General features: G+C 68.7%; 13 protein-coding genes. 4 read left to right on the top strand and 9 right to left on the bottom strand.

The annotated features are described in order from the left end of the window. Positions 1-90: 90 nt before the first annotated feature. Entirely contained in the window at positions 91-1,053 is a 963-nt protein-coding gene (locus G6N49_RS11885) for a peptidylprolyl isomerase (RefSeq protein ID WP_011855503.1), read from the bottom strand. Further along, a complete protein-coding gene (locus tag G6N49_RS11880; protein WP_041309634.1) occupies positions 1,053-1,931 on the bottom strand; it encodes a peptidylprolyl isomerase in 879 nt (292 codons plus the stop codon). Before G6N49_RS11880 ends, G6N49_RS11885 begins: the two co-directional genes overlap by 1 nt. Positions 1,932-2,062: 131 nt before the next feature. Here G6N49_RS11880 and G6N49_RS11875 point away from each other — a divergent pair, with 131 nt between their 5' ends. Further along, complete coding sequence (locus G6N49_RS11875) at positions 2,063-2,731, top strand: MBL fold metallo-hydrolase (protein WP_011559682.1); 669 nt, start codon at positions 2,063-2,065, stop codon at positions 2,729-2,731. Further along, a complete protein-coding gene (hisS, locus tag G6N49_RS11870; RefSeq protein WP_011559683.1) occupies positions 2,728-3,984 on the top strand; it encodes a histidine--tRNA ligase in 1,257 nt (418 codons plus the stop codon). Before G6N49_RS11875 ends, hisS begins: the two co-directional genes overlap by 4 nt. On the opposite strand, the gene G6N49_RS11865 is transcribed toward hisS, so the two are convergent. Genes G6N49_RS11865 through urtA form a run of 6 tightly spaced genes read right to left on the bottom strand, consistent with a single transcriptional unit; the run spans position 3,981 to position 9,956 of the window. Next, complete coding sequence (locus tag G6N49_RS11865; protein WP_011559684.1) at positions 3,981-5,138, bottom strand: zinc-binding dehydrogenase; 1,158 nt, start codon at positions 5,136-5,138, stop codon at positions 3,981-3,983. The genes hisS and G6N49_RS11865 overlap by 4 nt on opposite strands. Positions 5,139-5,153: 15 nt before the next feature. Beyond that, entirely contained in the window at positions 5,154-5,846 is a 693-nt protein-coding gene (gene urtE, locus G6N49_RS11860) for an urea ABC transporter ATP-binding subunit UrtE (protein ID WP_011559685.1), read from the bottom strand. 1 nt (position 5,847) lies between these two features. After that, a complete protein-coding gene (gene urtD / locus G6N49_RS11855) occupies positions 5,848-6,675 on the bottom strand; it encodes an urea ABC transporter ATP-binding protein UrtD (protein WP_011559686.1) in 828 nt (275 codons plus the stop codon). Further along, complete coding sequence (urtC, locus tag G6N49_RS11850; protein ID WP_011855504.1) at positions 6,672-7,775, bottom strand: urea ABC transporter permease subunit UrtC; 1,104 nt, start codon at positions 7,773-7,775, stop codon at positions 6,672-6,674. Before urtC ends, urtD begins: the two co-directional genes overlap by 4 nt. Next, positions 7,772-8,656 carry an urea ABC transporter permease subunit UrtB gene (gene urtB, locus G6N49_RS11845; protein WP_011559688.1) on the bottom strand — a complete coding sequence of 295 codons (885 nt, stop codon included), beginning with the start codon at positions 8,654-8,656 and terminating at the stop codon, positions 7,772-7,774. The genes urtC and urtB overlap by 4 nt, the downstream gene beginning before the upstream one ends. Positions 8,657-8,690: 34 nt before the next feature. Then, positions 8,691-9,956, bottom strand: a complete 1,266-nt coding sequence (urtA, locus tag G6N49_RS11840; RefSeq protein WP_011855505.1) for an urea ABC transporter substrate-binding protein — start codon at positions 9,954-9,956, stop codon at positions 8,691-8,693. Positions 9,957-10,145: 189 nt separating this feature from the next. Between urtA and G6N49_RS11835 the strand changes: the two genes are divergently transcribed. Continuing rightward, positions 10,146-10,556, top strand: a complete 411-nt coding sequence (locus G6N49_RS11835; protein ID WP_225891977.1) for an Rv2576c family protein — start codon at positions 10,146-10,148, stop codon at positions 10,554-10,556. Between the two features lie 4 nt (positions 10,557-10,560). On the opposite strand, the gene G6N49_RS11830 is transcribed toward G6N49_RS11835, so the two are convergent. Then, positions 10,561-12,273 carry a thiamine pyrophosphate-binding protein gene (locus G6N49_RS11830; RefSeq protein WP_083045121.1) on the bottom strand — a complete coding sequence of 571 codons (1,713 nt, stop codon included), beginning with the start codon at positions 12,271-12,273 and terminating at the stop codon, positions 10,561-10,563. 98 nt (positions 12,274-12,371) lie between these two features. On the opposite strand from G6N49_RS11830, the gene G6N49_RS11825 reads away from it, so the two are divergent. Continuing rightward, a complete protein-coding gene (locus G6N49_RS11825) occupies positions 12,372-13,304 on the top strand; it encodes an IclR family transcriptional regulator (RefSeq protein WP_011855507.1) in 933 nt (310 codons plus the stop codon). Positions 13,305-13,517 lie beyond the last annotated feature (213 nt).

Here is a 13,517-nt window from a genome sequence, read left to right as displayed (position 1 = left end):
CATGGTATGAGTCCGCCGACGGCTGACGGCGCACCGCTCGTCACGAAATCGTTGCCCTTCGATATCCGTTGCGTGGCAACGGCACTGGGATCAGTCGAGCCTCGCGGAAATGATCTTGACCTCGGCGGCGGGCTTCCCGTCGTCAGCGCCGCCCGCAACGCCGCGGGCCGCGATCCTGTCGAGTGTCGCCAGTCCGGTGGAGTCGACGGTCCCGAAGACCGTGTACGTCGGCGGCAGCAGGGTGTCCCCGTACACGAGCATGAACTGGCTGCCGTTGGTGCCCGGGCCGGTGTTGGCCATCACCAGCGTGCCCCGCGGGTACACCACCGGACGCCGCAGCCCCGGATCCGACAACCGGTACTGGCTGGTCGGGTATTCGTTCGGGAACCGGTATCCCGGGCCACCCGCGCCGGTGCCGGTCGGATCCCCGCACTGCAGCACGTTCAGGGAGCGGGCGGTGGTCAGCCGGTGGCAGGTGGTGTCGTCGAAGAAGCCCTGTTGGGCGAGGCTGGCGAAGTTGTTCACCGTGCAGGGCGACTTGCCGTTGTCGAGTTCCAGGCCGATGTTGCCCTGACTGGTCGACACGCTGGCGCTGATCTTCGCCGGGTCGGTCGGCACCCGTCCGGTGCGCGGCGGGGTGACCGGTGCCCCGGCGGGCAGGTCACCCTTGGGGTACTGGCAGTTGGCGCCGAGGTTGCGGGGTGCGACGAACGCCGGCAGCCGGTCACCGGAGGGCGGTGCGGCGCTCCGGGTGGATCCGTCGTCGACGCGCAGTTCGCCGACGTGCTGGGCCACCGCCACCAGGAACAGCACGCTGAACACGACGACGATGACGGTCAGCGCCGTCATGACGTACCCGATGATCAGGCCGGCCAGCGCGAGTCCGCGGCCGTCCTCCCCGGTCCGTTTGATCTGGGACAGCGACAGGTGGCCGAAGACGATGCCCAGCGGCGCGAACAGGAACGCGCACACCAACGCGGCGACGGCCCACGCGTTGGTGGTACGCGGGTACGCCGGCGGTGGCGGGTAGGGCGGCCAGGACGGGTAACTCATCAGTCGAGCAGGATCGTCTTGACCTGTACCTCTTCGGCCGGTGCACCGTCGGGCCCGCCGCCTTGCACCCCGGCCGCCGCGATCTTGTCCAGGGTGGCCAGGCCGGTGTCGTCGATCCGGCCGAACACGGTGTAGCCCGGCGGCAGCTGCGAATCCTTGTAAACCAGGAAGAACTGGCTGCCGTTGGTGTTGGGGCCGGCGTTGGCCATCGCGATCGTGCCGCGCGGGTAGAGCACCGCTTCGCCAAGGGCGGGGTCGTCGGGCTGGTACTGGTTCGTCGGGTACTCGTTGGCGAACTTGTACCCGGGCCCGCCGGTGCCCTCACCGGTCGGGTCGCCGCACTGCAGCACCGACAGGGACGGGGTGGTGGTCAGCCGGTGGCACGGCGTGTCGTTGAAGTAGCCCTGCTGCGCCAGGCTGGCGAAGCTGTTGACCGTGCACGGCGCCTTGGCGTTGTCGAGCAGCAGACCCAGGTTGCCCTGGTTGGTTGACATGCTGACGCTGACCTCGGCCGGGTCGGTGGGCACCTGGCCGGTGCGCGGCGGTTCGACCGGCTTGCTCGCCGCACCGGAAGCGGGGTACTGGCAGTCCGCGCCCAGCCCGGCGGGCGGCGCGAACGCCGGCAATCCGCCGTCGGCGGCCGGCTGCGCGGGGGCCCCCGAGGTGGGGGTGGGGGTCTGTGCCGAGGCGGTGGTGTCCGACGAGTCACTTTTGGTGAGCACGATGGTCGCGACGATGGCGCCGATCACGACGACCGCCGCCACCGCCGAGCCGGCGATCGTGGCGATCCGCCGCTTGCGCGCCTTCTCGGCCCGGCGCTCGAGCTGCCGTTCGAGCTTGCGTTTGGCCGCCTCGCGTCGCTGTTCGTTAGTCGGCACTGCCGCTGTCCTCCTCGTCTGCGCGGTCATACCCGCGTCCGGTCGGCACCGAGTGTGCCAAAAGTTGCTGAGGGTCAGGTGAACGACCCGCTGGAAAACCGCACCGCGGCGGGCATGGGAAACTGGCATACGTGTTGATCACCGGATTCCCGGCGGGCATGTTGGCGTGCAACTGCTACGTGCTCGCCCAGCGGCCGGGGTCGGACGCCATCGTCGTCGACCCGGGACAGCGCGCCATGGCGCCGCTGCGCCGAGTCCTCGACGAACACCGCCTCACGCCGGCGGCGGTGCTGTTGACCCACGGCCACATCGACCACATCTGGTCGGCCCAGAAGGTCGCCGACACCTACGGCTGCCAGGCCTACATCCACCCCGAGGACCGGTTCATGCTGACCGATCCGATCAAGGGTTTCGGCCCCAGGGTGGGGCAGATGCTGATGGGTGCGTTGTTCCGCGAACCGCGGCAGGTGGTCGAACTGGACCGCGACGGCCAGACGCTGGATTTCGGCGGCGGTATGGCGGTGACCGTCGACCACACGCCCGGGCATACCCGCGGCTCGGTGGTGTTCCGGCTCGCCGCCGACGGTTCGCAGGTGGCGCTGACCGGCGACACCCTGTTCCGCGGGTCCGTCGGCCGCACCGATCTGCCCGGCGGCAGCGGACGCGACCTGCTCGGTTCGATCCTGACCAAACTGCTGGTACTCGACGACGACACCGTGGTGCTGCCCGGGCACGGGCCACGGTCCACGATCGGCGCCGAACGCCGCACCAACCCGTTCCTCGAAGGGCTCAGACTGTGACCGAGACCGCGTTCCAGGCGCCCAAGGGCGTCCCGGACTACCTACCGCCCGAGTCGGCGCAGTTCGTCGCCGTGCGGGATGGGCTGCTGTCGGCCGCGCGCCGTGCCGGCTACGGCGACGTGGAGCTGCCGATCTTCGAGGACACCGCGCTGTTCGCACGCGGCGTGGGGGAGTCCACGGACGTGGTGAGCAAGGAGATGTACACCTTCGCCGACCGCGGCGACCGGTCGGTGACGCTGCGTCCCGAGGGGACCGCCGGGGTGATCCGCGCGGTGATCCAGCACCGACTCGACCGCGGCGCGCTGCCGGTCAAGCTCTGCTACGCCGGACCGTTCTTCCGCTACGAACGGCCGCAGGCGGGGCGGTACCGCCAACTGCAGCAGGTCGGCATCGAGGCGATCGGGGTGGACGATCCGGCGCTCGACGCGGAGGTGATCGCGGTCGCCGATGCCGGGTTCCGGTCGCTGGGGCTCGACGGCTTCCGGCTCGAGCTGACCTCACTCGGTGACGACACGTGCCGGCCGCAGTATCGGGAACTGTTGCAGGACTTCCTGTTCAAGCTCGATCTCGATGAAGAGACTCGCCGCCGCGCGGAGATCAACCCGCTGCGCGTGCTCGACGACAAGCGCCCCCACGTGCGCGAGATGACCGCCGACGCGCCCGTGATGCTCGACCACCTGTCCGACAGTGCGAAGGCGCATTTCGAGGCGGTGCAGACGCACCTGCAGGCGCTGGGCGTGCCGTACGTGATCAACCCGCGGATGGTGCGCGGTCTCGACTACTACACCAAGACCACGTTCGAATTCGTCCACGACGGTCTGGGCGCCCAGTCCGGCATCGGCGGTGGCGGACGGTACGACGGGCTGATGCGCCGGCTGGGCGGTCAGGACGTGTCCGGGATCGGGTTCGGGCTGGGGGTCGACCGCACCCTGCTGGCACTGCGCGCGGAGGGTAAGACGGCGGGCCAGGTCGCTCGGATCGACGTGTACTGCATCCCGTCCGGCCCCGACGCGAAGGTCGACATCGCCGTGCTGGCCGCGGATCTGCGCCGCGCCGGTGTCCGCGCCGACGTGGCCTACGGCGATCGCAGCCTCAAGGCCGCCCTCAAGGCGGCGGACCGCACGGGTGCGTCCATCGCGCTGATCGCCGACCCCGGCGTCGCCACCGTGAAGGTGAAGGACCTCGGCACCGGTGACCAGATCGAGATGGCGCGGGAAGCCGTTGTCGCGGAGGTGGTTTCGCGGCTCGGCTAGGGTGCGACGGCGGTGCTGCGGGGGTCGATGAGGATTTTGGCGTGCGCCTCGGCCGATCCCAGCACGTCGAAGGCGTTCGCGACGCCGTCGAGCCCGACGGTGCCGGTGATCAGCGGTGACGCGTCGAGCTTGCCCTCGGCGAGCATGTACAGCGTGTCGCGGAACTCCAGGGGCGTGTAGGCGAATACGAACCGCAGGTCGATCTCCTTGGCGTTGGCGATGGTCGGGTGCAGCCGGTCCTCGCCCATGCAGACGCCGACGACCACCACGCGGGATTGCAGCGGGGCCGCGCCGATGATGCCGTCGATAACGCCGGGCAGCCCGACGCATTCGAACACGATCGGTCGTTTCGGTCCCGCGGCGCCGAGCGCCTCGGCGGCCCGGTAGAGGTGGATCCAGCCCGGCACCCGGCGCAGCTTCTCCATGGAGCCCACTCCCAATTCGTAGAGCTGCGGGGCCTCGGTGATCGCACCGCGCTGACCGCCCGCCTCGTACGGTGAGTCGACGGCCGGGTCGACGACCACGTGCGCCCCGCAGCGGGTGGCCAGGGCGCGCCGGGTGGCGGAGAAGTCGCTGGCGACGATCGTGCGCACGCCGAGCGCCTTGAGGTGGCAGATCACCGCGAGGCCGACCGGCCCGCAGCCGATCACGATCGCGGTGTCGCGTCTGCGGATCTCACTGCGCCGCACGGCGTGCAGAGCGACGGCCATCGGCTCGGTCAGCGCCGCGGTGTCCAGGTCGAGTCCGTTGGGGATGACGAAGCTCATCGACGCCTCGGCGACGACCTGTTCGGCGAAGCCACCGGGCGCCAGCGGGGAGAGCCCGGTGAGGTGGATGCCGCCGGCGGCCCGCACCAGCGGGAAGGACACGACCGGCGTGCCCGGTTTGAACTCCTTACCGACACCCTTACCGCGGTCGGCCACCTCACCGCAGAACTCGTGACCGAGAACCACCGGGGTGTCCCCGCGCATGAAGTCCGGATAGCCGATCCGGTCCATCACCTCGGTCAACTCGTCGGCGTGGTCCTTGGCGTGCAGGTCGGATCCGCAGATCCCGCAGCGCCGCACCTCGAGCAGCAGCTGGCCTTTGGCCGGCCGCGGGGTGGGCAGGTCGACCACGGACAGGGTGCCGCGCTCGCAGCTGACGGCTTTCATGCCGCCGACAGTAGCTCAGATGGCCATCGCGGCCCGCACGTCGGCCTCCGAGGCGGACCCTCCGGTGCCGCTGGAGGTGATCCGACCGGCTTCGAGGATGTAGTAGCGCTGTGACGATTCCAGCGCGAAGCCGATGTGCTGTTCGACGAGCAGGACACCGAGGTCGCCGCGCGCGGTCAACGCCGTGATCGCGCCCTCGATCTCGGCGACCACGGACGGCTGGATGCCTTCGGTGGGTTCGTCGAGGATCAGGCACTTCGGGCTGGTGATCAACGCGCGGGCGATCGCGAGCTGCTGGCGTTGTCCGCCGGAGAGCAGACCGGCGCGGCGGGTCAACAGCTCTTTGAGCGCGGGGAACAGGTCGAGTTGCTCGTCGATCAGCTGCTTGCCGTTCTTGCGGCCGTCAGCGACCACCTGGAGGTTCTCCGCCGTGGTCAGCTGTCCGAACGACTGCTGGCCCTGCGGCACGTACGCCAGCCCGCGGGCCACCCGCGCGCTGGGCCGCAGTCTGGTGATGTCCTCACCTTCGAACATCACCCGCCCACCCGTGCACTTCAGCAGCCCGACCGCCGCGCGCAGCAGCGTCGTCTTGCCTGCGCCGTTGTGTCCCATCACCGCGGCCACGCCGTCGGCGGGCACCTCGACGCTCGCGCCGTGGATGACCTGTGACCGCCCGTAGCCGGTGCGGACGTCGACGAGTTGCAGCATGTCAGTCACCTTCCACGACGAGGTCGTCGGCGATCCCGTCGGCACCCGCGGCGGCGGTACCCAGGTACACCTCCTGCACCTTCGGGTTCGCCTGCACCTCGGCGACCGACCCTTCGGCGATCACCTGGCCGCGGGCCAGCACCGTCACCGACGTCGCGAAGGCACGCATGAAATCCATGTCGTGTTCGACGACGACGACGGTGCGCTGACCACCGATGCGGCGCAACAGGTTTCCGGTCTCTTCCCGTTCCTCGGTGCTCATTCCCGCCACCGGCTCGTCGAGCAGCAGCACGTCGGCGTTCTGGACCAGCAGCATGCCGATCTCGAGCCACTGCTTCTGACCGTGTGCCAGCACGCCTGCGGGCTTGTCGGCCATCTCGGTCAGGCCGACGGTCTCCAGGGCCTCCTCGATGGCCGGTGACACCCCGTGCCTGCGGCGCAGCAGCGTCCAGGCCGACCGGTGCGCTCCGGCGGCGATGTCGAGGTTCTGCAACACGGTGAGCTGTTCGAAGACGCTCGCGGTCTGGAAGGTCCGTCCGACGCCGAGTTTGGCGATCTGGTGCACCTTCTTGCCGAGCAGTTCGACGCCGGACTTGTTGACCGATCCGGAGGCGTTGACCAGGCCGGTGATCGCGTCGATGACTGTGGTCTTACCGGCCCCGTTCGGCCCGATGAGGAAGCGCAGATCACCCTGGAAGAGGGTCAGGTTCACATCGCTGACCGCCTTGAACCCGTCGAAATCGACGGTCAGCCCGCGGACTTCGAGGTACTCCGCCCCCATGCCGGCGTTGCCGCCGGCGACCGGTTCGCGGTCGGTGGTGGTCGTCATGTGGGCGCCCCCACCTTCTCGGGTTGCGGATCGGGTTGTGCGGGTACGGGTTCCGACTTCTTCCTACGCCGTCGTTTGAGCAGCACACCGAGCCCGGCCAGCCCGGCGGGGAAGAACCCGACGACGACGATGAACAGCAGGCCCTGGGCGTAGATCCACTCCGACGGGAACCGTTCGGAGAACAGGGTTTGCGCCCACGCGACGCCGATGGCGCCGAGCACCGGTCCGAGCAGGGTGGTGCGGCCACCGATCGCGACGCCGATGAGGAAGGCGATGGACGGCAGGATGCCCACCTGAGACGGCGCCATGAATCCGACGATCGGGGCGAACAGCGCTCCGGCGATGCTGGCGCACAGCGCGGCCACCGTGTAGGCGACGACCTTGATGTTGGCCGGGTCGTAGCCGAGGAAGCGCACCCGCTCCTCACCGTCGCGCACCGCCACGAGCAGTTCGCCGTAGCGGCTCTGCATTAGTTGCCGCACCACCGCGACCACGATCAGCAGCACCGCCGCGGCGATGAAGTAGAGCATCTGCTTGTTGACCGGATCGTTGAGCGCGAACCCGAAGAACGTCCGGAAGTTCGTCAGCCCGTTGCTTCCCCCCAGCCCGGTCTGGCCGACCAGCAGGATGGCCAGCGCGGCCGCCAGCGCCTGGGACAGGATCGCGAAGTAGGCGCCCTTGACCCGGCGCTTGAACACCCCGAAACCCAGCACCGCGGCAATGCCGGTCGGGATCACGACGATCGCCAGCAGCGTGAAGGCGGGGGAGGCGAACGGCGCCCAGTAGCCGGGCAATTCGCGCACACCGGCGATCTGCATGAAGTCCGGCACATCGTCTCCGCGCAGCTGCGCATCGGAGATCTTGAGGTGCATGCCCATCATGTAGCCGCCGAGGCCGAAGAACACCCCCTGCCCCAGGACCAGCATGCCGCCCCGGCCCCAGGCCAGGCCGATGCCGACCGCGACGATCGCGAAGCAGAGGAATTTGCCGAGCAGGCCGAGCCGGAAGTCGGACAGGACCGCGGGCGCCACCGCGAAGAGCAGCAGCGCCGCCACGCCGAACCCCGCCCACGTCTGCCAGCGTCCCACGAAGGTCCTCATACGAGACTCCTTGTCCGAACGGTGAACAGGCCCTGCGGGCGCGCCTGCAGGAAGATCACGATGATCACGAAGACGATCACCTTGGCCAGCGACGCGGTGGTGTTGTACTCGATGAACGAGTTCAGGAAACCCAGTGCCAGCGCCGCGATGACGGTTCCTTTGATCTGCCCGAGGCCACCGACGACCACCACGAGGAATGCGTCGATCAGGAAGCTCTGTCCGGTGGTCGGGCTGGTCGACCCGATCAGGGTCAGCGCCACCCCGGCGACGGCGGCCAGACCCGATCCGATGAAGAACGTGGTGATGTCGGTCTTGCGCGATGAGATGCCGCTGGTCTCCGCGAGATCACGGTTCTGCACCACCGCGCGGATGCGCCGGCCCATCGGGCTGGTCTTGAGCACGGTGGCCAGGACCGCCACGCACACCACCGCCAGCACCAGGATGAAGATGCGGGTCTTGGGCACCACCGCGCCGAGGATCTCCACCCCACCGGAAAGCCACGACGGCGCAACGACGTTGACCGCGGGAGCGCCGAAGATGTCCCTGGCGATCTGCTGCAGGATCAGCCCGACCCCGAAGGTGACCAGCAGGGTGTCCAGCGGTCGGTGATACATCCGCTGGATCAGGGTCACCTCCAGGAGGGCGCCCATGGCGCCGCCGACGAAGAACCCGACCACCAGCGAGATCAGCAGTGACGCACCGGCGCTGGAGAACACCTGCTGCACCACGTAGGCGGTGTAGCAGCCGGCCATGATGAACTCGCCGTGCGCCATGTTGATGACCCCCATCTGACCGAAGGTCAGCGAGAGCCCGAGCGCGGCCAGCAACAGGATCGAGCCGAGGCTCAATCCCGTTGCCAGCTGCCCGATCAGGACATCCATCTAGGACTTTCTCCCGTCGCTTCGCTCGCCCCGATCAGCTGGAGAGGCCGGCGGCCCACGGGTAGGACTTCAGGTACGGGTCCGGCTCGATCGGCCCGGGGGACTCCCAGATCGTGTAGATCAGGCCGTCCGGGCGGATCTCACCGATGCGGGCGGTCTTGGTGATGTGGTGGTTCTCGCCGTCGATCGTGACCTTGCCCTCGGGTGCGTCGAACGTGACCCCGCCCGCGTTGTCCTGGATCGCCTTGACGTCGAACGACTGTGCCTTCTCGACGGTGTTCTTCCACAGGTACACCGACACGTAGGCGGCCTCCATCGGATCGGAGGTGGGCTTGTTCGCGCCATAGGCCTTCTTGTAGGCCTCCACGAACGCCTTGTTCACCGGGGTGTCGATGGTCTGGTAGTAGTTCCAGGCCGTCAGCTGACCGGTGATGTTCTGCACGCCGATGCCGCCGACCTCTTCCTCGGCGATCGACACCGACACCACCGGCATCGCCTGCGGGGTCAGGCCGACGTTCTTGTACTCGCGGAAGAACGCGACGTTGGAGTCGCCGTTGAGCGTGTTGAACACCGCGTCGGCGTCGGCGGTGCGGACCTTGTTGACGATCGTCGAGAAGTCCGTCGAACCCAGCGGGGTGTAGTCCTCACCCTTGATCGCGATGCCGTTGGCCTCGGCGTAGGCCTTGATGATGCGGTTGGCGGTCTGCGGGAAGACGTAGTCGCTGCCCACCAGGTACAGCGATTTGACGCCCTTCTCCTTGAGGTAGTCCAGTGCGGGAACGATCTGCTGGTTGGTGGTGGCGCCGGTGTAGAAGATGTTCTTCGACGACTCGAGGCCCTCGTACTGCACCGGGTAGTACAGCAGCGAGTTGGCGCTCTCGAACACCGGAAGCATGGCCTTGCGGCTCGACGAGGTCCAGCCGCCGAACACTGCGGCGACGCAGTCGCTGCTGATCAGCTTCTCGGCCTTCTCCGCGAACACCGTCGGCTCGGAGGCGCCGTCCTCGCCGATGAGCTGGATCTGCTTGCCCATCACCCCGCCGGCGCCGTTGATCTCGTCGACCGCCAGCTTGATGGCGTCGCGGACGGTGACCTCCGAGATCGCCATCGTGCCGGACAGCGAGTTCAGCGAGCCCACCTTGATGTTCGGGCCGGAGGTGTCGACACAGGACTCGGCGCTGGCGGCGTCGGTGTCGCTGGCCTTGCTGCCGCAGCCCGCCAGCAACATGCTGGTCACGGTGACCAGACTTCCCGCAGCAAGAGCCGATCTGTGGAACGAGGAGCGTCCTGGTCGTCGCATGTAAAGCCTTTCCCTGAAGTCAACAGCGCGGGCACGCGCGGCACCGTCGCAGTGCCGCATCGGCACGTTAAGTGGCCGGTGTTTCTGGGAAATGACTGTGTGTGACGAACAAATTAACCTGCTGGGCAGACGCCCAGTCGGGGTGCGCGGCGGTGTAACGGCCCGGTGCGTCCCGTCGATGAAGCCGACATGCGAACAGCAGTGGCATCAGTGATGGTGGCGGCGGCGATGACGGTGAGCCCTGTGGTGGCGCACGCCGACCCGGCAGCGGAGCGCGGCTCCCACATGGTCACCTACACGGTCGTCGCGCAGAGCGAACTCAACGCCCAGATCTACTATCTGGCGACCGAACCGCCGAGCCGGGCCGACTTCGACGCCGACTCGTCGAGATACCTGACGAACGTGAAAGTGCCCCTGCAGCCGGGTGTTCCGTGGGTCTTCCAGACCACGCTCGACGACCCCACCCAGTGGGCGTTGGTCAGCGCCAGCGGGGCGCTGCGGGTTCCGCCGAACTTCCACTGCGAGATCGCCGTCGACAGTGTGGTCGTCGTGCAGTCCGACGGCGGCAGCGGCACGCAGTGCGCACTGCGCGCCTGGTGATTCGTCAGCGGGGCAGGTTCTCGTAGTAGGGCACGACGATCGCGTCGGTGGCGGTCACGTCGCCGAGCATCATCGTGGTCAGTGGATGCACGGTGTGCGGATCGATCTCGAGGTTGAGACAGGCGGGAACCTGCGCGGCGAATGCGCGCTGGACGGCGGCGGCGATCTCGTCGACCTCGCCGACGCGCTCACCGTAGCCGCCGAACGCCTCGGCGACCTTTTCGTATGAGCTGTCGGCCAATTCGGACACCACGACACCGCCGTCCCCGTAGACGGCCTGCTGGCCGTGCACCGACATGCCCCACACCGCGTTGTTGAAGACGACCGTCAACACCGGCATACCGTGGCGGGCCATGGTGTCGAACTCGCCGAGGTGGAAGCCGGCGGCACCGTCGCCGGTGATGAGCACCACCGGGGCCGCCGGCCGGGCCCGTGCGGCACCGATCGCGAAACCCGGCCCGACGCCGAGGGTTCCGAGATAGCCCAGGCGCAGCACACCACCGACCGTCTCGGTGGTCGCGAAGAACTCCGCCCAGGCCGGCGCCTCGGCGCCGTCGAGCACGAAGGTCGTTCCCGGAGGGCATGCCTCGACGACGGCGCGGGCGGCGAAGTACGGATGCATCCGACCGCTGGGCGTCGCAGCGTCGGGGTAGAGGGCGCGGTGGAACCGCTGCGCCTGCACCGCGGTGTGAACCCACTCAGACCAGTCCGGCCAGTCGCGGTCCGCCGCCGCGGCCTGCAACGCCCGCAGCGTCTCCCGGCAGTCGGCCACTATCGCGACGGCGACATCCTGCGTGGCTCCGATCTCGGCCGCGTCCAGGTCGACCTGCACGATGCGGGCGCCGGGGAACATGCTCGCGCGCCCTCCGGTGAACATGCCGGCCCGGGCGCCGACGAGCAGCACCACATCGGGGGTCGGGGCGCCCAGCGCGGACAGGGCGCCCAGCCCGAGCAGTCCGCCCGCGGCGAGTCGGTGACTGGCGGGGATGGCGCCGTCGGACTTGCCGGGGTAGAACACCGGAACGCCGACCGTCTCGGCGAAGGCGACCAGCGCGTCGGCTGCGCGCGAGAAGGTGACACCACCACCGATGACGATGACCGGGTGCTGGGCGCCCTGGAGCACGTCGAGCGCTTGGTGGACAACGGAATCCGACGGCACCGAACGCGCGTCGAGGGCGTAGCGCGCCGGGTACCTCACCTCGGCTTCGTCCGCCTCGCCGAACATCACGTCGATGGGCACCTCCAGCAGGACCGGACCCGGTGCGCCGGTGGTCGCCTTACGCACGGCCAGGGACACGATCTCGGGAATGCGGGCGGCTTCGGTGAGCCGGTACGCCCACTTGGTCACCGGCGCCGCCGCGGCCACCTGATCGAAGCCGCCCTGCAGCGGGTTGGTCTCGCTCTCCCGCAACGGGGGCCCGCCCACGATGAACAGCGTGGGGGTGCGGTCGAGGTAGCCGTTGGCGATCGCGGTGTAGGCGTTGGTGAAGCCCGGACCCGAGGTCACCACGCACACCCCCAGACTCCCGGTCACGCGCGCGTAGGCGTCCGCCGCGTGGCCGGCGCTGGACTCGTGCCGCGTATCGGTGAGCCGGACATCGTGTTTGCCGCACGCCACCAGGAAGGCGTCCAGGTGGCCACCGTGCAGGGTGAACACCTCCGTGACGCCCGCATCCGCCAACGCCCGGGCGAGTAGATCGCCGCCGCTGACAGTCATGTGCCACCTCCAAGCCCCGACCACACATCGCAGGTGGTCGCTTGTTGGCACGACAAGTGTTTTCACAACGCGTCACAATGGTGGCATAGTGCGAACACATGGCCCGTCCGTCACCGCAGTCCGACCGCATCCTGCTGCTCATGGAGTTGCTCAGCGAGCAGCCACGGACCGGGCGCACCCTCGCCGAGATCGCCCGGCACCTGGGGGTGGCCAAGGCGACGTGTTATCCGATGCTGGTCGCGCTCACCGATGCGGGATGGCTGGTCCGGCACCCCGCCCGCAAGACGTTCCATCTGGGTCCGGCCCTGGTCCCTCTCGGCCAGGCGGCCGCGGATGCGCTCGACGTCGTCGATCTGGCACGGCCGGCCATGCACGAGCTCGCGGACACGGCCGACATGGCGTGTCTGGCATTCGTCTGGTCGGGTGACGATCTGGTGGTCACCGAGGCCGTGCAACCCCGACGCGGGCGGCGGGGGACGCTCGGTCTCCGGCTCGGGGACCGGATCCAGATCACCCCTCCGCTGGGTTCAGCGCTGGCCGCCTGGTTCGGGCCCGACCGGCTCGACCAGTGGTACCGCACCGGTGCCGCGGACCTCGGCGTCGACGCCGGCGATCTGCGTGCCGGCTATCGGGAGGTGCTCGCGCTGACGCGGCAGCGCGGGTACGCCGTGGAATGTGTGGACCAGGGGATGCGCACCATCGCCGACGAACTCGCGCGGCTGCGCGGCGGTGTGGGCACGCTCGGGCGCCGGCAGCCGCCGGTCACCCTGCGCACCGTGAGCGATGAGCATCCGGTCGACGTACTCGTCGGGGAGGTCGACACCGAGGCGCACTACCGGCCGATCTCGATCAACGCGGTGGCATTCGACGCCGACGCGTCGCCGGCGCTGGTGCTGTGCCTGGTCGACGCGCCGGAGCCGATGACGGGCCGGCGGGTGGTCGAACTGGGGGAGTCGGTGCGCGCCGCGGCCGACCGCCTGACCGGACTGATTCACGGGTGCCGCCCGGTGTCGCCCCGGGAAGAAGCGTAGAGTGGGCAAGGAACCGCTCATGTCAGCGGTGTTTTCGGCCGATGAGACGGCCGCTCCGAAGAAATTCTTGAAGGGTTTTCACCTATGAAACACGGCGATCTTTTTTCGCATCCCGTTGTCAACGAACCGAGTCCTGCGCAGGAAACCTCTGCGCCGGTGCAGAATCCGGAATTCTCGGACGCACCGGATCAGAAGAGTCGGTGACGTTCAACC

The sequence above is a fragment of the Mycolicibacterium monacense genome (assembly GCF_010731575.1).
Taxonomy (GTDB): domain Bacteria; phylum Actinomycetota; class Actinomycetes; order Mycobacteriales; family Mycobacteriaceae; genus Mycobacterium; species Mycobacterium monacense.
This window is presented reverse-complemented; position numbering and strand designations above follow the sequence as displayed.